General features: G+C 40.4%; 34 protein-coding genes. All 34 read left to right on the forward strand.

The genetic code is table 11. From position 1 onward, the window contains the following. Position 1 precedes the first annotated feature (1 nt). The 34 genes from rpoC (at position 2) to rpsK (ending at position 21,748) form a co-directional block, all read left to right on the forward strand. The gene (gene rpoC / locus BR30_RS0113695; RefSeq protein ID WP_026565515.1) at positions 2–3,601 is read left to right on the forward strand and encodes a DNA-directed RNA polymerase subunit beta'; all 3,600 of its coding nucleotides are present in this window, start codon (positions 2–4) and stop codon (positions 3,599–3,601) included. A 133-nt stretch (positions 3,602–3,734) separates the two neighbouring features. Next, positions 3,735–3,983, forward strand: a complete 249-nt coding sequence (locus BR30_RS0113700) for a 50S ribosomal protein L7ae-like protein (RefSeq protein ID WP_026565516.1) — start codon at positions 3,735–3,737, stop codon at positions 3,981–3,983. A 101-nt stretch (positions 3,984–4,084) separates the two neighbouring features. Beyond that, positions 4,085–4,507: a 30S ribosomal protein S12 gene (gene rpsL / locus BR30_RS0113705; RefSeq protein ID WP_026565517.1), complete on the forward strand. Its 423-nt coding sequence runs from the start codon at positions 4,085–4,087 to the stop codon at positions 4,505–4,507. 41 nt (positions 4,508–4,548) lie between these two features. Further along, positions 4,549–5,019, forward strand: coding sequence for a 30S ribosomal protein S7 (rpsG, locus tag BR30_RS0113710; RefSeq protein ID WP_026565518.1), 471 nt, complete (start codon positions 4,549–4,551; stop codon positions 5,017–5,019). A gap of 48 nt (positions 5,020–5,067) precedes the next feature. Then, positions 5,068–7,149, forward strand: a complete 2,082-nt coding sequence (gene fusA / locus BR30_RS0113715; RefSeq protein WP_026565519.1) for an elongation factor G — start codon at positions 5,068–5,070, stop codon at positions 7,147–7,149. 131 nt (positions 7,150–7,280) lie between these two features. Beyond that, on the forward strand, positions 7,281–8,468 hold the full coding sequence (gene tuf, locus BR30_RS0113720; RefSeq protein WP_026565520.1) for an elongation factor Tu: 1,188 nt from the start codon (positions 7,281–7,283) through the stop codon (positions 8,466–8,468). 28 nt (positions 8,469–8,496) lie between these two features. After that, entirely contained in the window at positions 8,497–8,646 is a 150-nt protein-coding gene (locus BR30_RS37865; protein WP_155928603.1) for a hypothetical protein, read from the forward strand. A gap of 493 nt (positions 8,647–9,139) precedes the next feature. Further along, positions 9,140–9,448 (forward strand): 30S ribosomal protein S10, encoded by a 309-nt coding sequence (rpsJ, locus tag BR30_RS0113725; protein WP_026565521.1) that lies wholly within the window; start codon positions 9,140–9,142, stop codon positions 9,446–9,448. Between the two features lie 39 nt (positions 9,449–9,487). Then, positions 9,488–10,114: a 50S ribosomal protein L3 gene (gene rplC, locus BR30_RS0113730; protein WP_026565522.1), complete on the forward strand. Its 627-nt coding sequence runs from the start codon at positions 9,488–9,490 to the stop codon at positions 10,112–10,114. 28 nt (positions 10,115–10,142) lie between these two features. Further along, positions 10,143–10,766 (forward strand): 50S ribosomal protein L4, encoded by a 624-nt coding sequence (gene rplD, locus BR30_RS0113735; protein WP_026565523.1) that lies wholly within the window; start codon positions 10,143–10,145, stop codon positions 10,764–10,766. Next, the gene (gene rplW, locus BR30_RS0113740; protein ID WP_026565524.1) at positions 10,763–11,050 is read left to right on the forward strand and encodes a 50S ribosomal protein L23; all 288 of its coding nucleotides are present in this window, start codon (positions 10,763–10,765) and stop codon (positions 11,048–11,050) included. Before rplD ends, rplW begins: the two co-directional genes overlap by 4 nt. A 29-nt stretch (positions 11,051–11,079) precedes the next feature. Beyond that, positions 11,080–11,910 carry a 50S ribosomal protein L2 gene (gene rplB, locus BR30_RS0113745; RefSeq protein WP_026565525.1) on the forward strand — a complete coding sequence of 277 codons (831 nt, stop codon included), beginning with the start codon at positions 11,080–11,082 and terminating at the stop codon, positions 11,908–11,910. 60 nt (positions 11,911–11,970) lie between these two features. After that, positions 11,971–12,249 carry a 30S ribosomal protein S19 gene (rpsS, locus tag BR30_RS0113750; protein ID WP_026565526.1) on the forward strand — a complete coding sequence of 93 codons (279 nt, stop codon included), beginning with the start codon at positions 11,971–11,973 and terminating at the stop codon, positions 12,247–12,249. Positions 12,250–12,266: 17 nt separating this feature from the next. Further along, positions 12,267–12,608 carry a 50S ribosomal protein L22 gene (rplV, locus tag BR30_RS0113755; RefSeq protein WP_026565527.1) on the forward strand — a complete coding sequence of 114 codons (342 nt, stop codon included), beginning with the start codon at positions 12,267–12,269 and terminating at the stop codon, positions 12,606–12,608. Positions 12,609–12,611: 3 nt separating this feature from the next. Further along, complete coding sequence (rpsC, locus tag BR30_RS0113760) at positions 12,612–13,268, forward strand: 30S ribosomal protein S3 (RefSeq protein WP_026565528.1); 657 nt, start codon at positions 12,612–12,614, stop codon at positions 13,266–13,268. A gap of 1 nt (position 13,269) precedes the next feature. Continuing rightward, positions 13,270–13,704, forward strand: a complete 435-nt coding sequence (gene rplP / locus BR30_RS0113765) for a 50S ribosomal protein L16 (protein WP_026565529.1) — start codon at positions 13,270–13,272, stop codon at positions 13,702–13,704. Then, positions 13,694–13,894 carry a 50S ribosomal protein L29 gene (gene rpmC / locus BR30_RS0113770; RefSeq protein ID WP_026565530.1) on the forward strand — a complete coding sequence of 67 codons (201 nt, stop codon included), beginning with the start codon at positions 13,694–13,696 and terminating at the stop codon, positions 13,892–13,894. Before rplP ends, rpmC begins: the two co-directional genes overlap by 11 nt. Before the next feature lie 22 nt (positions 13,895–13,916). Further along, entirely contained in the window at positions 13,917–14,180 is a 264-nt protein-coding gene (gene rpsQ, locus BR30_RS0113775) for a 30S ribosomal protein S17 (protein ID WP_026565531.1), read from the forward strand. A 40-nt stretch (positions 14,181–14,220) separates the two neighbouring features. Then, positions 14,221–14,589, forward strand: coding sequence for a 50S ribosomal protein L14 (gene rplN / locus BR30_RS0113780; protein ID WP_026565532.1), 369 nt, complete (start codon positions 14,221–14,223; stop codon positions 14,587–14,589). A 36-nt stretch (positions 14,590–14,625) separates the two neighbouring features. Beyond that, the gene (rplX, locus tag BR30_RS0113785) at positions 14,626–14,934 is read left to right on the forward strand and encodes a 50S ribosomal protein L24 (protein ID WP_026565533.1); all 309 of its coding nucleotides are present in this window, start codon (positions 14,626–14,628) and stop codon (positions 14,932–14,934) included. Between the two features lie 28 nt (positions 14,935–14,962). Further along, the gene (rplE, locus tag BR30_RS0113790; RefSeq protein WP_026565534.1) at positions 14,963–15,502 is read left to right on the forward strand and encodes a 50S ribosomal protein L5; all 540 of its coding nucleotides are present in this window, start codon (positions 14,963–14,965) and stop codon (positions 15,500–15,502) included. A 24-nt stretch (positions 15,503–15,526) separates the two neighbouring features. Continuing rightward, positions 15,527–15,712 (forward strand): 30S ribosomal protein S14, encoded by a 186-nt coding sequence (gene rpsN, locus BR30_RS0113795; RefSeq protein ID WP_007085277.1) that lies wholly within the window; start codon positions 15,527–15,529, stop codon positions 15,710–15,712. A gap of 30 nt (positions 15,713–15,742) precedes the next feature. Beyond that, positions 15,743–16,141, forward strand: a complete 399-nt coding sequence (rpsH, locus tag BR30_RS0113800; protein ID WP_026565535.1) for a 30S ribosomal protein S8 — start codon at positions 15,743–15,745, stop codon at positions 16,139–16,141. Between the two features lie 31 nt (positions 16,142–16,172). Then, positions 16,173–16,709, forward strand: a complete 537-nt coding sequence (gene rplF / locus BR30_RS0113805; protein WP_026565536.1) for a 50S ribosomal protein L6 — start codon at positions 16,173–16,175, stop codon at positions 16,707–16,709. A 32-nt stretch (positions 16,710–16,741) separates the two neighbouring features. After that, complete coding sequence (rplR, locus tag BR30_RS0113810; RefSeq protein ID WP_026565537.1) at positions 16,742–17,104, forward strand: 50S ribosomal protein L18; 363 nt, start codon at positions 16,742–16,744, stop codon at positions 17,102–17,104. 24 nt (positions 17,105–17,128) lie between these two features. Beyond that, positions 17,129–17,641 carry a 30S ribosomal protein S5 gene (rpsE, locus tag BR30_RS0113815; RefSeq protein WP_026565538.1) on the forward strand — a complete coding sequence of 171 codons (513 nt, stop codon included), beginning with the start codon at positions 17,129–17,131 and terminating at the stop codon, positions 17,639–17,641. A 1-nt stretch (position 17,642) separates the two neighbouring features. Beyond that, positions 17,643–17,825 (forward strand): 50S ribosomal protein L30, encoded by a 183-nt coding sequence (gene rpmD, locus BR30_RS0113820; RefSeq protein WP_026565539.1) that lies wholly within the window; start codon positions 17,643–17,645, stop codon positions 17,823–17,825. Between the two features lie 32 nt (positions 17,826–17,857). Further along, the gene (rplO, locus tag BR30_RS0113825; protein WP_026565540.1) at positions 17,858–18,298 is read left to right on the forward strand and encodes a 50S ribosomal protein L15; all 441 of its coding nucleotides are present in this window, start codon (positions 17,858–17,860) and stop codon (positions 18,296–18,298) included. Continuing rightward, positions 18,298–19,593: a preprotein translocase subunit SecY gene (gene secY / locus BR30_RS0113830; protein WP_026565541.1), complete on the forward strand. Its 1,296-nt coding sequence runs from the start codon at positions 18,298–18,300 to the stop codon at positions 19,591–19,593. Before rplO ends, secY begins: the two co-directional genes overlap by 1 nt. Positions 19,594–19,650: 57 nt before the next feature. Further along, the gene (locus BR30_RS0113835) at positions 19,651–20,301 is read left to right on the forward strand and encodes an adenylate kinase (protein ID WP_026565542.1); all 651 of its coding nucleotides are present in this window, start codon (positions 19,651–19,653) and stop codon (positions 20,299–20,301) included. A gap of 275 nt (positions 20,302–20,576) precedes the next feature. Beyond that, on the forward strand, positions 20,577–20,795 hold the full coding sequence (gene infA, locus BR30_RS0113840; RefSeq protein ID WP_007085268.1) for a translation initiation factor IF-1: 219 nt from the start codon (positions 20,577–20,579) through the stop codon (positions 20,793–20,795). A 38-nt stretch (positions 20,796–20,833) separates the two neighbouring features. After that, positions 20,834–20,947 (forward strand): 50S ribosomal protein L36, encoded by a 114-nt coding sequence (rpmJ, locus tag BR30_RS0113845; protein ID WP_000868344.1) that lies wholly within the window; start codon positions 20,834–20,836, stop codon positions 20,945–20,947. Between the two features lie 24 nt (positions 20,948–20,971). Further along, positions 20,972–21,337, forward strand: a complete 366-nt coding sequence (gene rpsM / locus BR30_RS0113850; RefSeq protein ID WP_026565543.1) for a 30S ribosomal protein S13 — start codon at positions 20,972–20,974, stop codon at positions 21,335–21,337. Between the two features lie 21 nt (positions 21,338–21,358). After that, positions 21,359–21,748: a 30S ribosomal protein S11 gene (rpsK, locus tag BR30_RS0113855; protein WP_024027886.1), complete on the forward strand. Its 390-nt coding sequence runs from the start codon at positions 21,359–21,361 to the stop codon at positions 21,746–21,748. The last annotated feature ends 157 nt before the right edge of the window (positions 21,749–21,905 follow it).

Consider the following 21,905-nt stretch of genomic DNA (forward strand, 5'->3'; position numbering starts at 1 on the left):
CTTGCTGGATGTTAATAATTTTGAGTTTATGAAGATTGGTCTTGCTTCACCGGATAAAATCCGTTCATGGTCCTTCGGAGAAGTCAAAAAACCAGAAACGATTAACTATCGTACATTAAAGCCTGAAAAGGACGGCTTATTCTGCGAGCGGATTTTTGGTCCCACGAAGGATTGGGAATGTCATTGTGGAAAGTATAAGCGTGTCCGTTATAAAGGTGTCGTTTGTGATCGCTGTGGTGTGGAAGTCACACGAGCAAAAGTTCGTCGTGAACGTATGGGGCATATTGAGCTTGCTGCGCCAGTTTCACATATATGGTACTTTAAAGGAATCCCAAGCCGAATGGGACTTGTATTAGACATGTCTCCAAGAGCTTTGGAGGAAATTATCTACTTTGCTTCCTATGTAGTGACGGAATCAGGAGACACAGCTCTTGATAAGAAGCAGCTATTATCTGAAAAAGAATATCGTGCATATCGTGAAAAGTACGGAAACAAATTCCAAGCTGCCATGGGTGCAGAAGCAATTAAAAAACTTCTTTTCGATATCGATTTAGACAAGGAAGTAGATGGATTAAAAGAAGAATTAAGAAGCGCACAAGGTCAGCGTCGTACGCGTGCGATTAAACGTCTTGAAGTGTTAGAAGCATTCCGTGGATCTGGAAATGAGCCATCTTGGATGATTCTTGATGTTCTTCCTGTAATTCCTCCAGAACTTCGTCCAATGGTTCAATTGGACGGCGGGAGATTTGCAACATCTGACTTAAACGATTTATACCGCCGTGTTATTAACCGTAATAACCGCTTAAAGCGTTTATTAGATTTAGGGGCTCCAAGCATTATTGTTCAGAATGAAAAACGTATGCTTCAAGAAGCTGTCGATGCCTTGATTGATAACGGCCGCCGTGGACGTCCTGTTACAGGGCCGGGTAACCGTCCGTTGAAATCACTTTCTCATATGTTAAAAGGTAAACAAGGCCGTTTCCGTCAAAACTTGCTTGGTAAGCGTGTTGACTATTCAGGGCGTTCGGTTATCGTTGTAGGGCCAAACTTGAAAATGTTCCAATGTGGACTTCCGAAAGAAATGGCACTAGAACTATTTAAACCTTTCGTTATGAAGGAATTGGTTGAAAAAGGGTTAGCACATAACATTAAATCTGCAAAACGCAAAATAGAAAGAGTATCTCCAGACGTTTGGGATGTACTCGAAGATGTCATTAAAGAGCATCCAGTATTACTAAACCGTGCCCCTACACTTCATAGACTTGGGATTCAAGCATTTGAACCAACTCTTGTTGAAGGCCGGGCCATCCGTCTGCATCCACTTGTATGTACTGCATACAATGCCGATTTTGACGGTGACCAAATGGCGGTTCACGTACCGTTATCATCAGAAGCCCAAGCAGAAGCAAGACTATTAATGCTTGCAGCACAAAATATCTTAAACCCTAAAGATGGTAAGCCAGTTGTTACTCCTTCCCAAGATATGGTTTTAGGTAACTATTACTTAACTCTGGAAAGAGAAGGCGCAGTCGGCGAGGGTATGATTTTTAAAGATACAAGCGAAGCAATTCTCGCGTATCAAAATGGCTATGTTCATTTGCATACACGTGTAGCAGTGCATGCCGGTTCATTAGGAAATGAAACTTTCACAGAAGAACAAAATAATAAGCTATTAATCACAACAGTTGGTAAGCTTATTTTCAATGAAATTCTGCCGAAATCATTCCCATATATCAATGAACCGACTAGACAGAATCTAGAAGTTGAAACACCTGTAAAATATTTCGTTGAAAAAGGCGAAGATATTCAGGCGAAAATTCAGTCCATGCCATTGATTGATCCGTTTAAAAAGAAAATCCTTGGAAATATCATTGCTGAAGTATTTAAACGTTTCAAGATTACAGAAACGTCCAAAATGCTTGACCGCATGAAGGATTTAGGTTTTAGACATTCAACTAAAGCAGGTCTTACTGTTGGTGTAGCTGACATTGTCGTACTTCCTGAGAAGCAGGAAATTCTTCATGAAGCGCAAGGTAAAGTAGATAGCGTTATGAAGCAATTCAGACGTGGTCTTATTACCGAAGATGAGCGTTACGACCGCGTAATTGCTATCTGGAGTGCTGCAAAAGATACCATTCAAGGGAAACTAATGCAATCGTTGAATAAATCGAATCCAATCTTTATGATGAGTGATTCCGGAGCCCGTGGTAACGCATCTAACTTTACGCAGCTTGCTGGTATGCGTGGACTGATGGCCAACCCGGCTGGACGTATCATTGAGTTACCAATTAAATCAAGTTTCCGTGAAGGGTTAACTGTATTAGAGTACTTTATCTCGACACACGGTGCCCGTAAAGGTCTTGCTGATACAGCGCTTAAGACGGCTGACTCTGGTTACTTAACACGCCGACTAGTTGACGTGGCACAGGATGTCATTGTTCGTGAAGACGACTGTGGAACCGACCGCGGCTTTACAATTAGTGCCTTAAAAGACGGTAATGAGACAATTGAGGGATTAGATGAGCGTCTGATTGGTCGTTATGCACGTAAGGCGATCAAACATCCTGAAACAGGTGAAGTTTTTGTACCTGAAAATGGTTTGATTACCGAAGATTTAGCAGAAGCAATTGTGAATGCTGGAATTGAGACAGTAAAAATTCGTTCTGCATTTACATGTAACACTCGTCATGGTGTTTGTAAAAAATGCTATGGTCGAAATCTGGCAACAGGTCAAGAAGTTGAAGTTGGTGAAGCGGTTGGTATTATTGCTGCCCAATCTATCGGTGAGCCAGGTACTCAGTTAACAATGCGTACATTCCATACTGGTGGGGTTGCGGGAGACGATATTACACAAGGTTTACCACGTATCCAGGAAATTTTTGAAGCGCGTAACCCTAAAGGTCAAGCGGTTATTTCAGAAATTGATGGTGTTGTCGTTGGTATTAATGAGGGTCGTGATCGCCAGCATGAAATCGTTGTTCAAGGTGAAGTTGAATCTAGAACATACAATGCACCATATACTGCCCGCTTAAAAGTGGCTGTAAATGATAATGTAGCTCGTGGGGAAGAATTAACGGAAGGTTCTATTGATCCGAAAGAATTAATTAGAGTTAAAGACGTTACTTCTGTCCAAGAGTACTTATTGCGTGAAGTTCAAAAAGTATATCGTATGCAAGGGGTAGAAATTGGTGATAAGCACGTGGAAGTAATGGTTCGTCAAATGTTACGTAAAGTACGTGTTGGTGATGCGGGTGAAACAGATGTACTACCAGGTACACTTTTGGATATTCACCAGTTTACTGATGCAAACGAAAAGGCATTGATAGCAGGAAAAATGCCGGCAACAGGACGTCCTGTCTTACTTGGTATTACCAAAGCGTCGCTTGAAACTGATTCATTCCTATCTGCTGCATCCTTCCAAGAAACCACAAGGGTTCTTACAGATGCTGCAATTAAAGGCAAACGCGATGAATTACTTGGCTTAAAAGAAAATGTTATCATTGGAAAGCTTGTACCAGCTGGAACAGGAATGCAGCGTTACCGCAAAGCAGAGCCTGTCCTTCGCGATACAACTTCTGAAGAAACAGTGACAATTGATTAATGGAGATAAGGAATCTGCCCCCGCAGATTCCTTATTTTAAGAAAATATTAAATGTCGTGTTGACATCCTTTTATTAAGATGTTACTATATCAAAGGTGCTCCTATTCACCTGATACTTTGGAGGATATGAATGATGTCTTATGAAAAAGTATTACAGGCACAAAAGTTCGTTATAGGAACAAAACAAACAGTAAAGGCACTAAAAGAAGGTAATGTGAGAGAGTTGGTCATAGCTAGCGACGCTGATCCAAAGTTAACGTCTAAGGTTGTTGATGAGGCTCTTGAAATAAATGTTCCTATCCTTTATGTGGACTCGATGAAAAAACTCGGAAAAGCATGTGGGATTGAAGTTGGTGCTTCAACTGTTGCAATTATCAGCTAAAAGCGTTTTTGTAGATAGAAAGTCTGCAAAAACTTTGTTTTTGCGAAAAAATGAACCACCTGGATGTGTGGGCTTACAAATAATGAAGGGAGGAAACACAAATGCCTACTATTAACCAATTAGTGCGCAAGCCTCGTCAATCTAAAGAGGAAAAGTCAAAATCACCTGCGCTAAACAAAGGTTATAACAGCTTCAAAAAATCACAAACAAATGTATCTTCACCACAAAAACGCGGTGTGTGTACTCGTGTTGGTACAATGACTCCGAAGAAACCAAACTCAGCGTTACGTAAATATGCACGTGTACGTTTGACTAATGGTATTGAGGTGACAGCATACATTCCTGGTATTGGACACAATCTTCAAGAGCACAGCGTTGTTCTTATCCGTGGAGGACGTGTAAAGGATTTACCAGGGGTACGTTATCACATCGTACGTGGAGCACTTGATACAGCTGGTGTAAACAACCGTATGCAAGGACGTTCTAAATACGGTACAAAGAGACCAAAAGCAGCTAAGAAATAAAAACAACTTAAATAGAAGCTTCTTTGAAAGGAGGAAATATAATGCCACGTAAAGGTCCTGTAGCAAAAAGAGACGTGTTACCAGATCCACTTTACAACTCTAAATTAGTTACTCGTTTAATCAACAAGATGATGGTTGACGGTAAAAGAGGTAAGTCACAAGAAATTCTTTACTCTGCGTTCGATACAATTCGCGAACGTACTGGAAAAGAACCGATGGAAGTTTTTGAAGCAGCGCTTAAAAACATCATGCCTGTACTTGAAGTTAGAGCTCGCCGTGTAGGTGGTGCTAACTACCAAGTTCCAGTTGAGGTGCGTCCTGACCGCCGTTCAACTCTAGGTCTTCGTTGGTTAGTGAACTATTCACGTAACCGTGGAGAAAAAACGATGGAAGAGCGTTTAGCTAATGAAATCATGGATGCAGCAAACAACACAGGTGCATCTGTTAAAAAGCGTGAAGATACACACAAAATGGCAGAAGCAAACAAAGCGTTTGCTCACTATCGTTGGTAATCTAACCTTCAATATAAAAACTTTCAAACTAGGAAGGAGAAAGACCCAATGGCAAGAGAGTTCTCCTTAGCAAACACTCGTAATATCGGTATCATGGCTCACATTGATGCCGGTAAAACGACTACCACTGAGCGTGTCCTTTATTACACTGGTCGTATTCATAAGATCGGTGAAACTCATGAAGGTGCTTCTCAGATGGACTGGATGGAGCAAGAACAAGAGCGCGGAATTACAATCACTTCCGCAGCAACGACTGCACAATGGCATGGCCATCGTGTAAACATCATTGATACACCAGGACACGTAGACTTCACTGTTGAAGTTGAACGTTCACTTCGTGTACTTGATGGTGCAGTAGCAGTACTTGATGCACAATCAGGTGTTGAGCCTCAAACTGAAACAGTTTGGCGCCAAGCAACTACTTACGGTGTACCACGTGTCGTATTCGTAAACAAGATGGACAAAATTGGAGCTGACTTCCTATATTCTGTAGGAACGATCCATGACCGTCTTCAAGCGAATGCACATCCAATTCAGTTACCAATAGGTGCTGAAGATGAGTTTGAAGCAATCATTGACCTTGTGGAAATGAATGCAGTATTTTACGGAAATGACTTAGGTACTGATATCGAAGTACGTGAGATTCCAGAAGAATACATGGCTCAAGCTGAAGAATACCGTGAAAAGTTAGTCGAAGCAGTAGCTGAGTTAGATGAAGAATTAATGGAAAAATACCTTGGTGGAGAAGAAATCACTAAAGAAGAGCTAAAAGCAGCGATTCGTAAAGGTACTGTTAATGTAGAATTCTATCCAGTAATCTGTGGATCAGCATTCAAAAACAAAGGTGTTCAGCTAATGCTTGATGCAGTTATTGACTACCTTCCATCTCCATTAGATGTACCTGCAATCAAAGGTCACGCTATTGATGATGAAGATGAAGTTATTGAGCGTCATTCAAGCGATGAAGAGCCATTCTCTGCTCTTGCATTTAAAGTTATGACTGACCCTTATGTTGGTAAATTAACGTTCTTCCGCGTTTACTCTGGTACTCTAGAGTCTGGATCATATGTCCAAAACTCTACAAAAGGCAAGCGTGAGCGTATCGGACGTATCCTGCAAATGCATGCAAACAGCCGTCAAGAAATCTCAAAGGTTTTTGCCGGTGATATTGCTGCTGCTGTAGGTTTGAAAGATACAACTACTGGTGATACTCTATGTGACGAGAAAAACCTTGTTATCTTAGAGTCTATGCAATTCCCTGAACCAGTAATCCAACTTTCAGTTGAACCAAAATCAAAAGCAGACCAAGACAAGATGACAACTGCACTACAAAAGCTTCAAGAAGAAGATCCAACATTCCGTGCACACACTGACCAGGAAACTGGACAGGTTATCATCGCTGGTATGGGTGAACTTCACCTTGATATCATCGTTGACCGTATGCGTCGTGAATTTAAAGTTGAAGCTAATGTAGGTGCGCCTCAGGTTGCGTACCGCGAAACTTTCCGTGCATCTGCACAAGTTGAAGGTAAATTCGCACGTCAATCTGGTGGTCGTGGACAATACGGACACGTTTGGATCGAATTCTCTCCTAACGAAGAAGGTAAAGGATTCGAATTCGAAAACGGTATTGTCGGTGGTGTTGTTCCTCGTGAATACATCGCTCCAGTTCAAGCTGGTCTTGAAGATGCTCTACAACGTGGTGTTCTTGCTGGATATCCACTAGTTGATATTAAAGCAAGACTATTTGACGGATCATACCATGATGTTGACTCCTCTGAAATGGCGTTTAAAATTGCCGCATCTATGGCACTTAAAAATGCTGCTTCTAAGTGTAGTCCTGTTATCCTTGAACCGATGATGAGAGTAGAAGTAGTTATCCCAGAAGAATATCTTGGAGATATCATGGGACAAATCACTGCTCGCCGTGGTCGTGTTGAAGGTATGGAAGCACGTGGTAATGCACAGGTAGTTCGTTCAATGGTTCCACTTTCAGAAATGTTTGGTTATGCAACTGCACTTCGTTCTAGTACTCAAGGACGTGGAGTATTCTCCATGCACTTCGATCACTACGAAGAAGTACCAAAATCAGTTTCTGAAGAAATCATCAAAAAAAATAAAGGTGAATAATTGATTTTCATCTTTTGATAAAGTATAACTACTATGTAAGAAGTGGAAGTCGTGGGCTTGGGACAACCTTACTCACGGCTTACATAAAATAATAATAATTAAATTTTTATAATTTAGAGGAGGATTTCCTAATGGGTAAAGCTAAATTCGACCGTTCTAAGCCACACGTTAACATTGGTACAATTGGACACGTTGACCATGGTAAAACAACTTTAACAGCTGCAATCACTTCTGTACTTGCTAAAACAGGTAAAGCAGAAGCACGTGCATACGATCAAATCGATGGTGCACCAGAAGAAAAAGAACGTGGTATCACAATCTCTACTGCACACGTTGAGTATGAAACTGATAACCGTCACTATGCACACGTTGACTGCCCAGGACACGCTGACTATGTTAAAAACATGATCACTGGTGCTGCGCAAATGGACGGCGGTATCCTTGTAGTATCTGCAACTGATGGCCCAATGCCACAAACTCGTGAACACATTCTTCTTTCACGTCAAGTAGGTGTACCTTACCTTGTTGTATTCATGAACAAGTGTGACATGGTTGACGATGAAGAGCTTCTTGAATTAGTAGAAATGGAAATTCGTGATCTATTATCAGAATACGACTTCCCTGGTGATGACACTCCAGTTATCAAAGGTTCTGCTCTTAAAGCATTAGAAGGCGAAGCTGCGTGGGAAGAAAAAATCAATGAACTTATGTCTGCTGTTGATGAGTGGATTCCAACACCAACACGTGACACTGACAAACCTTTCATGATGCCTGTTGAGGATGTATTCTCAATCACTGGTCGTGGAACAGTTGCTACTGGACGTGTTGAGCGTGGAGTAGTTAAAGTTGGGGACGTAGTTGAAATCGTAGGTTTCACTGAAGAGCCAAAATCTACTACTGTAACAGGTGTAGAAATGTTCCGTAAACTTCTTGATTTCGCTGAAGCTGGTGACAACATCGGTGCCCTTCTTCGTGGTGTAGCACGTGAAGATATCGAACGTGGTCAAGTATTGGCTAAACCAAAGTCAATCACTCCACACACAAAGTTCAAAGCACAAGTTTACGTTTTATCAAAAGAAGAAGGTGGACGTCACACTCCATTCTTCTCAAACTACCGTCCACAATTCTATTTCCGTACTTCTGATATCACTGGTATTTGTATGCTTCCAGAAGGTACTGAAATGGTTATGCCTGGCGACCACATCGAAATGATCGTTGAACTTATCGCTCCAATCGCTATCGAAGAAGGAACTAAGTTCTCAATTCGTGAAGGTGGACGTACAGTAGGTTCAGGTTCAATCACTACAATCACTGAGTAATTTGAAACTACAGCTCCTAAGGTGCTGAGTGGATAATGATCAAAGATATGAAAGCAGATGGATGACGATCCATCTGCTTTTTTGTGTTGTTATTGAATACGCACGTAGTATTTGGCATACGGTTCTTAAGTCATTTTTCTCGAAGGAGACAAAAGAAGCCGATATGAATCCTCTATAATTGCTATAAGTTACAAAAAACTACTGTTGATGTTATTTAGAAGAGTTTATAAAGACTGATAGAAGCCAAAAATTTATGATGAGGTAGATAAGATGGGTCTATAAGAACCGTAAGAGGCAATAAAACTTCAAACAGGTCGATAAACAGTTGTAATATTACTAAAAATCCGTGTTTCTTCTATATATTAACATTCGAAATTATCTTATAACTACACATCAATTTGTATATTTCTGGAGATTGATAATAACTGTTGAAAAAGTGAATATCAGCCGCTATAATAGAAAAAGTGTTCGAAACAGAAACATAAAGAAAAAAATCGTAATAAGTGTTGCGTTTGCTTTATGTTTTATGTATAATAGACAATGTTGGTCTTTGACTGCGATGATGTGAAAGGTTGCTGACACACCCGGCCGCTTTGCCATGGCGAGTGTGTGAGGGAAATTTTCACTGAGAATGTCTATTTAGAAAATAGGCGAATAAAGGAGGGAAAATAATGGCAAAACAAAAAATTCGTATCCGTTTAAAAGCGTATGATCACAGAATCCTTGATCAATCTGCAGAAAAAATCGTTGAAACAGCAAAACGTTCAGGTGCGGCAGTTTCTGGTCCAATCCCGTTACCAACTGAAAAAACTGTTTACACAATTCTTCGTGCGGTTCATAAGTACAAAGATTCACGTGAGCAATTCGAACAACGGACACATAAGCGTCTAATCGACATCGTTAACCCAACTCCACAAACTGTTGATGCGTTGATGCGTTTAGATTTACCATCTGGTGTTGATATCGAAATTAAACTTTAATCAAAATAAATCATAAATAAAATAGGAGGTGTGACTTAAATGACCAAAGGAATCTTAGGAAGAAAGATTGGTATGACTCAAGTATTTGCTAGTAATGGTAACTTAATTCCTGTAACTGTAGTTGAGGTAGCTCCAAACGTAGTACTTCAAAAGAAATCAGTTGAAAGTGACGGTTATGTTGCAGTTCAAGTTGGTTTTGAAGACAAACGTGAAAAGTTAGCTAACAAACCAGAAAAAGGCCATGTTGCTAAAGCTAATACTGCTCCTAAGCGCTTCGTTCGCGAATTCCGCGGGGATGACTTAGCAAGCTATGAAGTTGGTCAAGAAGTCAAAGTTGATATTTTCGCTGCAGGAGATATCGTAGATGTAACAGGAATCTCAAAGGGTAAAGGTTTCCAAGGTGTAATCAAACGCCACGGACAATCACGCGGCCCAATGGCTCACGGTTCTCGTTATCACCGTCGTCCAGGTTCAATGGGACCTGTTGCTCCAAACCGCGTTTTCAAAGGTAAATTATTACCAGGACGTATGGGTGGAGAACAAATCACTGTACAAAACCTTGAAATCGTTAAGGTTGACACAGAGCGTAACTTACTTTTAATCAAAGGTAACGTACCAGGCGCTAAAAAAGCTCTATTAAAAATTAAAGGTGCAATTAAAGCATAGTCACCCTTTTAGAAAGGAGGAACAAAGAATGCCTAAAGTAGCATTATTAAACCAAACTGGATCTCAAGTTGGAGATATCGAACTTAATGATTCTGTATTTGGTATTGAGCCTAACCAACACGTATTATTCGAAGCGATTGTTATGCAAAGAGCTTCATTACGTCAAGGAACTCATAAAACTAAAATTCGTTCTGAAGTACGCGGCGGTGGTCGTAAGCCATGGCGTCAAAAAGGAACTGGACGCGCTCGTCAAGGGTCTATCCGTTCTCCACAATGGCGCGGAGGTGGTACTGTTTTCGGTCCAACACCACGCAGCTACGCATACAAATTACCGAAAAAGGTTCGTCGTTTAGCGATTAAATCTGCGCTTTCTTCTAAAGTGTTAGAAGAGAACATCTTAGTGTTAGATTTATTAACTTTCGATGCTCCTAAAACAAAAGAATTCAAGACTGTATTAAGTGGTCTTTCTGTAGAGAAAAAAGCGTTAATCGTTACTGCGGATCTTGATGAAAATGTAGCATTATCTGCACGCAACATTCCTGGTGTTACAGTAGTAACTGCTGACGGAATTAACGTATTAGATGTTGTTAATCATGAGAAATTAATCATGACTAAAGCAGCGGTTGAAAAAGTAGAGGAGGTGCTTGCATAATGGATGCACGCGATATCATTAAGCGCCCCGTTATCACTGAACGTTCTACTGACCTAATGGGTGAGAAAAAATATACTTTTGAAGTAGATGTTAAAGCTAACAAAACACAAGTTAAAGATGCTATCGAAGAAATCTTTAGCGTAGATGTTGAGAAAGTAAACATCATGAACTACAAAGGTAAATTCAAGCGTATGGGAAAATTCGGTGGTTACACAAACAAACGTCGTAAAGCTATTGTAAAATTAACTGCTGATAGCAAAGAAATCGAATTCTTTGAAGCATAAGAACCTATCAAGAAGAGGAGGGAAATAAAATGGCGATTAAAAAGTACAAACCTACCTCCAATGGTCGTCGCGGAATGACTACTTCTGATTTCGCAGAAATCACAACTAGTACTCCAGAAAAATCTCTTTTAGCTCCAATCAAGAGAAAAGGCGGCCGTAATAACCAAGGTAAGTTAACTGTTCGTCATCAAGGTGGCGGTCACAAACGTCAATATCGTTTAATTGACTTTAAACGTAACAAAGATGGCATTCCAGGACGCGTTGCTACAATTGAGTATGATCCAAACCGTTCTGCAAATATCGCATTAATCAATTACGTGGATGGAGAAAAGCGTTATATCTTAGCTCCTAAAAATCTAGTAGTTGGAATGGAAGTAATGTCTGGCGCTGAGGCAGATATTAAAGTAGGTAACGCACTTCCATTAGCAAACATTCCTGTTGGTACAGTAGTACACAACATCGAATTAAAACCAGGAAAAGGCGGCCAGTTAGTTCGTTCTGCTGGAACAAGCGCTCAAGTACTAGGTAAAGAAGGTAAATACGTATTAGTACGTTTAAATTCTGGTGAAGTTCGTATGATTCTTGCTGAATGCCGCGCTACAGTTGGTCAAGTAGGTAATGAACAACACGAATTAATCAACATTGGTAAAGCAGGTCGTTCTCGTTGGTTAGGCAAGCGCCCAACTGTTCGTGGATCTGTAATGAACCCTAACGATCACCCACACGGTGGTGGTGAAGGACGTTCACCAATCGGACGTAAATCACCAATGTCTCCATGGGGTAAACCAACTCTTGGATACAAAACTCGTAAAAAGAAGAACAAATCAGATAAATTTATCGTACGTCGTCGTAAAAAATAACGTGATATTCCTACGGTTCAAAGAAAGAACCGTAGAACAGTCACGAAGGGAGGTTCCTTCATGGGTCGCAGCTTAAAAAAAGGACCATTCGTTGATGATCATTTAATGGTTAAGGTAGAAAAGTTGAACGAGACTGAAAGCAAACAAGTTATTAAAACTTGGTCACGTCGTTCTACAATATTCCCGCAATTTATTGGCCATACTATCGCAGTATATGATGGTCGTAAACACGTACCTGTATATGTTACTGAAGACATGGTAGGACACAAGCTTGGAGAGTTTGCTCCAACTCGTGCATACAAGGGTCATGGTAATGATGACAAGAAAACAAGACGTTAAGAGAGGAGGGCATCCAAATGCAAGCTAAAGCTGTTGCAAGAACAGTTCGTATTGCTCCTCGTAAAGCACGTTTAGTCGTTGATTTAATCCGAGGTAAGCAAATTGGTGAAGCTGTGGCGATTTTAAATCTCACTCCTAAGGCTGCTTCTCCAATCGTAGAAAAAGTATTAAAATCAGCTATGGCAAACGCTGAGCACAACTATGAAATGGACGTTAACAATCTAGTTGTAGCACAAGCATTCGTTGACGAAGGACCAACCTTAAAACGTTTCCGTCCTCGCGCTATGGGCCGTGCAAGCCAGATCAACAAACGCACTAGCCACATCACAATCGTATTATCAGAAAAGAAGGAGGGATAAGCTGTGGGTCAAAAAGTAAATCCTGTCGGTTTGCGTATTGGAATCATCCGTGATTGGGAATCTAAATGGTACGCAGGCAAAGACTTCGCTACTCTTTTACACGAAGACCTTAAAATTCGTGAATACATCACGAAGCGTTTAAAAGATGCTTCTGTTTCTAAAGTAGAAATCGAACGTGCTGCAAACCGTGTAAACGTAACAGTGCATACAGCTAAGCCTGGTATGGTTATTGGTAAAGGCGGTACTGAAGTTGAAGCACTTCGTAAAGCATTAAATCAATTAACTGGTAAACGAGTTCACATCAACATCCTTGAAATCAAGAGAGCTGACGTTGATGCGAAATTAGTTGCTGAAAATATTGCTCGTCAATTAGAAAATCGTGTATCTTTCCGTCGTGCACAAAAGCAAGCAATTCAACGTGCTATGCGCGCTGGTTCAAAAGGTATCAAAACACAAGTATCTGGTCGTCTTGGCGGTGCAGATATCGCTCGTGCTGAACATTACAGCGAAGGAACTGTTCCACTTCATACACTTCGTGCTGATATCGACTATGCTACTGCTGAAGCCGATACTACTTATGGTAAGCTTGGCGTAAAAGTATGGATCTATAAGGGAGAAGTCCTTCCTACTAAGAAGAAATCTGTGGAAGGAGGCAAATAATATGTTATTGCCAAAACGCGTAAAATATCGCCGTCAACATCGTGGTAACATGCGTGGTAACGCAAAAGGCGGTACAGAAGTGACATTCGGTGAATTCGGCCTACAAGCTTTAGAAGCTTCATGGATTACGAACCGCCAAATCGAGGCAGCACGTATTGCGATGACACGTTACATGAAACGTGGCGGTAAAGTTTGGATCAAAATTTTCCCTCACAAGCCTTACACTGCTAAACCTCTAGAAGTACGGATGGGTTCCGGTAAAGGGGCACCAGAAGGCTGGGTAGCTGTTGTTAAGCCTGGAAAAATCATGTTCGAAATCGCTGGCGTTTCTGAAGAAATTGCTCGTGAAGCACTTCGACTTGCAATGCACAAACTTCCTGTTAAGTGTAAGTTTGTAAAACGAGAAGAAATTGGTGGTGAATCAAATGAAAGCTAATGAACTTCGTGACCTAACCACTGCTGAAATTGAACAAAAAGTAAAATCTTTAAAAGAAGAGCTTTTCAACCTTCGCTTTCAATTGGCGACAGGACAACTTGAAAACACTGCTCGCATTCGTGAAGTACGCAAAGCGATCGCTCGTATGAAAACAGTTGTTCGTGAAAGAGAAATCAACGTTAACAAGTGATTATTGAAGGGAGGTTCACACAATGAGTGAACGTAACCAACGTAAAGTTTACACAGGACGCGTTGTTTCTGACAAGATGGATAAAACTGTAACTGTTCTTGTTGAAACACAAAAAATGCATCCTTTATATGGTAAACGCGTTAAGTACTCTAAGAAGTATAAAGCTCATGATGAGCAAAACGAAGCGAAAATCGGCGATGTAGTTCGTATCATGGAAACTCGTCCGCTTTCAGCTACAAAGCGTTTCCGTTTAATTGAAATTGTAGAAAAAGCAGTTATTATTTAATTGTTCGGATTAAGCTTCATTCCGAAGGGAGGTTACACACATGATTCAACAAGAATCACGTTTAAAAGTTGCTGACAACTCTGGTGCTCGTGAGGTGCTAACGATTAAAGTTCTTGGTGGTTCAGGCCGTAAGTTTGCTGGTATCGGTGACGTTATCGTCTGTACAGTAAAACAAGCAACACCAGGTGGCGTTGTTAAAAAAGGTGACGTTGTTAAAGCAGTTATTGTTCGTACAAAGAGCGGTGCTCGTCGTCCAGACGGTTCATACATTCGTTTTGATGAAAACGCATGTGTAATTATCAAAGATGATAAGAGCCCACGTGGAACACGTATCTTCGGACCTGTTGCCCGTGAACTTCGCGACAACAACTTTATGAAAATTGTTTCTCTTGCTCCAGAAGTATTATAATTTTAAAATCAATTGCCTTTAAGGAGGTGCGCACAGATGCATGTAAAAAAAGGTGATCAAGTAAAAGTCATCTCTGGCAAGGATAAAGGCAAAACAGGTGTAATCCTAGCTGCTTATCCTAAAGATAGCCGTGTACTAGTTGAAGGTATAAACATTGTGAAAAAACACTCTAAACCTTCTCAAGTGAATCCACAAGGCGGAATTATCAGCTTTGAGGCTCCTATCCATGTATCAAACGTTATGCCTATCGATCCTAAAACTGGTAACCCAACTCGTGTAGGTTCCACAACGGTTGATGGCAAGAAAGTACGCGTAGCAAAATCCGGTGAAGTTTTAGATAAATAGTTTAAAATTTAGAAGGGAGGTACAATAAGTGAACCGCCTAAAAGAAAAATTTGTAAAAGAAGTTACTCCTGCTCTTATGAGCAAGTTCAATTATAAATCAGTTATGGAAGTTCCTAAACTTGAGAAAATCGTCGTGAATATGGGCGTTGGTGACGCAGTTGCAAACGCAAAAGCACTCGATAACGCGGTTGAAGAACTTTCAACAATCACAGGTCAAAAACCTGTCGTTACACGTGCGAAAAAATCTATCGCTGGCTTCCGTCTTCGTGAAGGTATGCCGATCGGTGCTAAGGTTACCCTTCGCGGTGAACGCATGTACGAATTCTTGGATAAATTAGTTTCCGTTTCATTACCTCGTGTACGTGACTTCCGTGGTATCTCTAAAAAAGCATTCGACGGTCGTGGTAACTACACTCTAGGTGTTAAAGAACAATTAATCTTCCCTGAAATTGATTACGATAAAGTAAGCAAAGTTCGTGGTATGGATATCGTTATCGTAACAACTGCAAAAACTGATGAAGAATCTCGTGAACTTTTAACTCAATTTGGAATGCCATTCCAAAAGTAATCCTTAAATAAGGGAGGCGAAAACGTGGCTAAAAAGTCAATGATTGCGAAACAACAACGCACGCCTAAATTCAAAGTACAAGAGTATACACGCTGCGAACGTTGTGGTCGTCCACACTCTGTATATCGTAAATTTAAGCTTTGCCGTATTTGTTTCCGTGAATTAGCATACAAAGGACAAATTCCTGGTGTCAAAAAAGCTAGCTGGTAAAACCCCAAGTCTGGGAAGGAGGTAAAAATAATGGTCATGACAGATCCAATTGCTGATTTGCTAACTCGCATTCGTAATGCGAATATGGTGCGTCACGAAAAGTTAGAAGTGCCTGCTTCTAATATGAAAAAAGAAATTGCTGAAATTTTAAAGCGCGAAGGTTTCGTACGTGACGTCGAATTTATCGAAGACAACAAACAAGGTATCATCCGTATCTTCTTAAAATACGGTGCTAGTAACGAACGTGTTATTACTGGTCTTAAGCGCATAAGCAAGCCTGGACTTAGAGTTTACGCAAAATCAACTGAGGTACCACGCGTTCTTAACGGTCTTGGTATCGCATTAGTATCAACATCACAAGGTGTTATTACAGATAAAGAAGCTCGTGCAAAACAAATCGGCGGAGAAGTATTAGCTTACGTTTGGTAATTGAGCTTTTGAATGAATGGAGGTGCACTAAATGTCTCGCGTAGGAAAAAAACCAATTGTTATTCCAGCAGGAGTAACAGTTACTTTAAATAACAATACTGTTACAGTTAAAGGACCTAAAGGTGAACTTACTCGTACATTCCACACTGATATCACCATCACTGTGGAAGAGAATCTTGTAACAATCACTCGTCCTTCTGATGCGAAAGAACACCGCGCATTACATGGAACTACTCGTGCCGTGCTTGCGAACATGGTTGAAGGTGTATCTACTGGCTTCACTAGAGGCCTAGAGTTAATCGGGGTTGGATACCGTGCGCAAAAGCAAGGTAACAAACTTGTATTAAACGTTGGATACTCTCATCCAGTTGAGATCGAAGCTGAAGAGGGACTTGAAATCGAAGTTCCTGCAAACACAAAAATCGTTATCAAAGGTACTGACAAAGAACGTGTTGGTGCATTAGCAGCGAATATTCGCGGAGTTCGTCCTCCAGAGCCGTATAAAGGCAAAGGAATTCGTTACGAAGGTGAATTTGTTCGTCGTAAAGAGGGTAAAACCGGTAAGTAATGCCGCATAGGTAAACGAAAGGAGTGACGTAAATGATTACGAAGCAAGATAAAAACGCTACTCGCAAGAAAAGACACGCTCGTGTTCGTGCGAAACTTAGCGGTACTTCTGCTCGTCCACGTCTAAATGTGTTTCGTTCTAACAAACATATTTATGCTCAAGTAATTGATGATATTAACGGAGTAACTTTAGCAAGTGCTTCTACTTTAGATAAAGACTTTGGTTTAGAATCTACAAACAACGTTGAGGCTGCACAAAAGGTCGGAGAATTAGTCGCTAAACGTGCTGTAGATAAAGGTATCTCTTCTATTGTCTTTGACCGTGGCGGATACCTATACCATGGACGTATTCAAGCATTAGCTGATGCTGCCCGTGAAAACGGCTTACAATTCTAATAGACAAAGGAGGGACACAAAAAGATGCGTCGTATTGATCCAAACAAACTTGAACTAGAAGAACGCGTAGTCACGGTTAACCGTGTTGCGAAAGTTGTTAAAGGTGGACGTCGTTTCCGCTTCACAGCCCTTGTTGTTGTAGGCGATAAAAACGGCCACGTTGGTTTCGGTACTGGTAAAGCTCAAGAAGTACCTGATGCTATTCGTAAAGCCATCGAAGATGCAAAGAAAAACTTAGTCGAAGTACCAATGGTTGGAACAACCATTCCTCACCAAGTAATTGGACGTTTTGGTGCTGGTGAAATCCTTCTAAAACCTGCTTCTGAAGGTACAGGAGTTATCGCTGGTGGACCAGTTCGTGCCGTACTAGAATTAGGCGGAGTTGCTGACATTCTTTCTAAATCATTAGGAACTAACACTCCAATTAACATGGTACGTGCTACAATTGACGGTTTAAAACAATTAAAACGTGCTGAAGACGTAGCAAAACTACGTGGTAAATCAGTAGAAGAACTGTTAGGATACGGGGGGAAATAAAATGGCGAATAAACTATCAGTTACCCTCACTCGCAGCTTGATTGGCCGTCCTGGCGATCAACGTGAAACAGTTAAAGCTCTTGGACTACGTAAATTAAATCAAACAGTTGAGCACCCAGATAACGCTGCTATTCGCGGTATGATTACCAAAGTTGCTCACCTTGTTACAGTAAAAGAACAATAATTGATTGTTTTCTTTCATAAGGAGGTGCCAATATGAAACTTCATGAATTAAAGCCTGCTGAAGGTTCTCGTAAAGAGCGCAAGCGTTTAGGACGTGGTATCGGATCTGGTCAAGGTAAAACTGCTGGTAAAGGTCACAAAGGTCAAAATGCTCGTTCTGGTGGCGGTGTACGTCTAGGTTTTGAAGGTGGTCAAACACCTTTATACCGTCGTTTACCAAAACGTGGATTTACAAACATCAGCCGTAAGGAATATGCAATTGTAAATCTTGACGCTTTAAATCGCTTTGTTGAAGGTACAGAAGTTACTCCAGAACTTCTTATCGAATCAGGCGTAGTAAGTAACGAAAAAGCAGGAATCAAGGTTCTTGCAAAAGGGACACTAGAGAAAAAGTTGACTGTAAAAGCTCACAAATTCTCCTCTGCTGCTAAGGAAGCTATCGAAGCTGCTGGTGGAAACACTGAGGTGATCTAATGTTCCAGACATTCTCCAATTTTATGCGCGTGGGTGAGATAAGACGTAAGATCATATTCACCCTTTTAATGTTAGTCGTATTTCGATTAGGTACATTTATCCCAGTACCCAATGTTAATGCTGATGTACTAGCTAACCAAGATAAGCTAAGTGTTTTCGGTATATTAAATACTTTTGGCGGTGGAGCATTAAAACAATTCTCCATCTTTGCAATGGGTATCATGCCGTACATTACAGCTTCGATTATTATTCAACTCCTTCAAATGGACGTTGTACCGAAATTTACAGAATGGTCTAAGCAAGGTGAATCAGGTCGTCGTAAGATTGCCCAATTTACTCGTTATTTTACTGTCGTTCTTGGATTTATCCAAGCATTAGGTATGTCCTACGGTTTTAATAACTTAGCTAGCGGCCAGTTGATTGAAAATCCTGGAATTGGTACTTATTTATTGATTGCGGTTGTTTTAACAGCTGGTACATCATTTTTAATGTGGTTAGGGGAACAGATTACCGAAAAAGGTGTTGGTAATGGAATTTCTATTATCATCTTTGCCGGGATCGTGGCTGGAATGCCATCCACTATTAATCAAATCTATGTGCAACAATTTGAGAATGCAGGGGAAGCATTATTCTTACGTATTGTTACGGTAATTCTAATCGCACTAGCGGTTGTTGCTATCGTAGTTGGTGTTATCTTTATCCAACAAGCAAATCGTAAGATACCTATTCAATATGCAAAACGCGTAGTAGCTGGTCGTAATCCAGTTGGAGGACAATCCACTCACATGCCATTAAAAGTTAATGCTGCGGGTGTTATTCCAGTTATCTTTGCCGTTTCATTTATTGTAACGCCTAGAACGGTTGCGTCATTCTTCCCAACGAATGATGTAACACTTTGGATTACTAAAGTATTTGATTATACTCATCCAATCGGGATGACTTTATATGCGGCATTAATTATCGCGTTCACTTATTTCTATGCTTTTATTCAAGTTAACCCTGAACAAGCAGCGGAGAACTTACAAAAGCAAAGCGGCTATATTCCTGGAATTCGTCCAGGAAAGAGTACGCAAGAATACCTAACGCGCGTCTTATACCGTTTAACTTTTGTCGGTGCACTCTTCCTTGCAGTTATTGCGGTATTGCCGATGTTATTTATTTCAATAGCTAACCTTCCGCAATCAGCTCAAATCGGTGGAACAAGTTTGTTAATCGTCGTCGGTGTTGCACTTGATACGATGAAACAACTTGAAGCACAATTAGTTAAACGTCATTATAAAGGATTTATTAAGTAAAGGTTTTAGGGGCCAAAGCTCCCTAAAACCCATTTAAAGCACGAGGGGGGAACACGTGTGAATTTAGTATTAATGGGGCTTCCAGGTGCCGGTAAAGGTACTCAAGCTGAAAGAATCGTCGAGCAATACGGCATCCCTCATATCTCTACTGGCGATATGTTCCGTGCAGCGATGAAAGAAGGAACAGAACTAGGTTTACAAGCGAAATCATTCATGGATAAAGGCGAACTTGTTCCTGATGAAGTAACAATCGGCATTGTTCGTGAGCGTTTAAGCAAGGATGATTGTCAAAAAGGTTTTCTTTTAGATGGCTTCCCTAGAACTGTACCTCAAGCAGAGGCGTTGGAAAATCTATTAGTTGATTTAAATAAAAAAATCAATTATGTATTTAATATTAATGTTGATAAAGAATTATTAATGGCTCGTTTGACTGGACGTCGTATCTGTAAAGAATGTGGATCTACTTATCATTTAGAGTTTAATCCTCCTAAACAAGAGGGTGTATGCGATCGCTGCGGCGGGGAGTTATACCAAAGAGCGGATGATAATTCAGAAACTGTTCAAAATCGTTTAGACGTAAATATCAAACAACAAGAACCATTGTTAACTTTTTATGAAACTAAAGGATATCTTCGTACAATCGATGGTCAGCAGGATATTAACAAGGTATTCGCTGATATCGAGCAATTACTTGGGGAATTACATTAATGACCATAAGTAAATCCGTACGAACGACTCTCGACCATCTCTTCACTAAGATTCAAAAGTATGTGAAAGCAAATAGCTTTTCTATTGTACGGAGTATGTAGGACCGAGAGTTGGGCAAGACTTACATGAGGAATTAATTTATTCCTAATTATGTAGAATTTACTTGCGGACAGAAGAAGAACAATATGTTAATATTATAAGGTTGCTATTTGTGTACGAATAAGAAGAGTTGTATTGTATTTACAATTTTTGAATTGAGAAGGGAGACGAGATCGATGGCGAAAGATGATGTAATTGAAATTGAAGGTAAAGTCATTGAAACATTGCCAAATGCAATGTTCAAGGTAGAATTAGAAAATGGTCATACCGTGCTAGCGCATGTTTCTGGTAAAATACGAATGCATTTCATTCGGATCCTTCCGGGTGACAAAGTGACTGTTGAGCTTTCTCCATATGACTTAACACGCGGAAGAATTACTTACCGCTTTAAATAATGCTTGCACTCCGTACTACTAAGGAGGTTAGGATAATAATGAAAGTAAGACCATCTGTTAAACCGATCTGCGAAAAGTGTAAAGTTATCCGTAGACGCGGCAAAGTTATGGTTATCTGTGAAAACCCTAAACATAAACAAAAACAAGGTTAATTTTGAAGGAGGTGCGCATTTTCTATGGCACGTATTGCTGGTGTAGATATTCCACGTGAAAAACGTGTAGTTATCTCTTTAACATACATTTATGGAATTGGTAAAAACACTGCACAAAAAGTATTAGCAGAAGCTGGTGTTTCTGAAGATACACGTGTACGTGATTTAACAGAAGACGAATTAAACAAAATCCGTGACATCATCGACAAGTTAAAAGTTGAAGGTGACCTTCGCCGTGAAATTTCTCTTAACATTAAGCGTTTAATGGAAATCGGCTGCTACCGCGGATTACGTCATCGTCGTGGTTTACCAGTTCGTGGACAAAATACGAAAAACAACGCTCGTACTCGCAAAGGTCCTCGTAAGACTGTAGCGAACAAGAAGAAGTAATCGGCAAAGGAGGTAATTTAAATGGCACGTAAAACAAATACACGTAAACGTCGTGTTAAAAAGAATATTGAATCTGGTATTGCTCATATTCGTTCAACTTTTAACAATACGATTGTAACTATTACTGATGTTCATGGTAATGCAATTTCATGGTCAAGTGCAGGTGCGCTTGGATTTAGAGGTTCTCGTAAATCTACACCATTTGCGGCACAAATGGCGGCTGAAACAGCAGCTAAGACTTCTATTGAACATGGTATGAAAACTCTTGAAGTTACTGTTAAAGGACCTGGTGCAGGCCGTGAAGCTGCAATCCGTGCTCTTCAAGCTGCTGGTCTTGAAGTAACTGCTATCAAAGACGTAACACCTGTTCCTCATAATGGATGCCGTCCACCAAAACGTCGTCGTGTTTAATTTTTCTGTATAGATTCTGTATCATATGTCTATAATGGGATATGATATTAATTTTTTGCACTCTTACAGAAGATTTATTCCAGTTGTTGTGCACAAAACGGGAACGTATACATGGGGACTTTAATTAGTATACAAGCTAATTTGAAGTTTCGACGTT

The organism is Bacillus sp. UNC41MFS5, from assembly GCF_000686805.1.

Coding starts and splice junctions, on each gene's coding strand:
- rplV (WP_026565527.1), top strand. CDS start 12,267: ATGCAAGCTAAAGCTGTTGCAAGAACAGTTCGTATTGCTCCTCGTAAA.
- rplF (WP_026565536.1), top strand. CDS start 16,173: ATGTCTCGCGTAGGAAAAAAACCAATTGTTATTCCAGCAGGAGTAACA.
- rpsK (WP_024027886.1), top strand. CDS start 21,359: ATGGCACGTAAAACAAATACACGTAAACGTCGTGTTAAAAAGAATATT.
- rpsE (WP_026565538.1), top strand. CDS start 17,129: ATGCGTCGTATTGATCCAAACAAACTTGAACTAGAAGAACGCGTAGTC.
- rpmD (WP_026565539.1), top strand. CDS start 17,643: ATGGCGAATAAACTATCAGTTACCCTCACTCGCAGCTTGATTGGCCGT.
- rplP (WP_026565529.1), top strand. CDS start 13,270: ATGTTATTGCCAAAACGCGTAAAATATCGCCGTCAACATCGTGGTAAC.
- rpsH (WP_026565535.1), top strand. CDS start 15,743: ATGGTCATGACAGATCCAATTGCTGATTTGCTAACTCGCATTCGTAAT.
- rpmJ (WP_000868344.1), top strand. CDS start 20,834: ATGAAAGTAAGACCATCTGTTAAACCGATCTGCGAAAAGTGTAAAGTT.
- rplN (WP_026565532.1), top strand. CDS start 14,221: ATGATTCAACAAGAATCACGTTTAAAAGTTGCTGACAACTCTGGTGCT.
- rpsL (WP_026565517.1), top strand. CDS start 4,085: ATGCCTACTATTAACCAATTAGTGCGCAAGCCTCGTCAATCTAAAGAG.
- rpsJ (WP_026565521.1), top strand. CDS start 9,140: ATGGCAAAACAAAAAATTCGTATCCGTTTAAAAGCGTATGATCACAGA.
- secY (WP_026565541.1), top strand. CDS start 18,298: ATGTTCCAGACATTCTCCAATTTTATGCGCGTGGGTGAGATAAGACGT.
- rpsM (WP_026565543.1), top strand. CDS start 20,972: ATGGCACGTATTGCTGGTGTAGATATTCCACGTGAAAAACGTGTAGTT.
- BR30_RS0113700 (WP_026565516.1), top strand. CDS start 3,735: ATGTCTTATGAAAAAGTATTACAGGCACAAAAGTTCGTTATAGGAACA.
- rpsQ (WP_026565531.1), top strand. CDS start 13,917: ATGAGTGAACGTAACCAACGTAAAGTTTACACAGGACGCGTTGTTTCT.
- rpsG (WP_026565518.1), top strand. CDS start 4,549: ATGCCACGTAAAGGTCCTGTAGCAAAAAGAGACGTGTTACCAGATCCA.
- rplD (WP_026565523.1), top strand. CDS start 10,143: ATGCCTAAAGTAGCATTATTAAACCAAACTGGATCTCAAGTTGGAGAT.
- fusA (WP_026565519.1), top strand. CDS start 5,068: ATGGCAAGAGAGTTCTCCTTAGCAAACACTCGTAATATCGGTATCATG.
- rplB (WP_026565525.1), top strand. CDS start 11,080: ATGGCGATTAAAAAGTACAAACCTACCTCCAATGGTCGTCGCGGAATG.
- infA (WP_007085268.1), top strand. CDS start 20,577: ATGGCGAAAGATGATGTAATTGAAATTGAAGGTAAAGTCATTGAAACA.
- rpsS (WP_026565526.1), top strand. CDS start 11,971: ATGGGTCGCAGCTTAAAAAAAGGACCATTCGTTGATGATCATTTAATG.
- rplX (WP_026565533.1), top strand. CDS start 14,626: ATGCATGTAAAAAAAGGTGATCAAGTAAAAGTCATCTCTGGCAAGGAT.
- rplR (WP_026565537.1), top strand. CDS start 16,742: ATGATTACGAAGCAAGATAAAAACGCTACTCGCAAGAAAAGACACGCT.
- rpmC (WP_026565530.1), top strand. CDS start 13,694: ATGAAAGCTAATGAACTTCGTGACCTAACCACTGCTGAAATTGAACAA.
- tuf (WP_026565520.1), top strand. CDS start 7,281: ATGGGTAAAGCTAAATTCGACCGTTCTAAGCCACACGTTAACATTGGT.
- rplO (WP_026565540.1), top strand. CDS start 17,858: ATGAAACTTCATGAATTAAAGCCTGCTGAAGGTTCTCGTAAAGAGCGC.
- rplC (WP_026565522.1), top strand. CDS start 9,488: ATGACCAAAGGAATCTTAGGAAGAAAGATTGGTATGACTCAAGTATTT.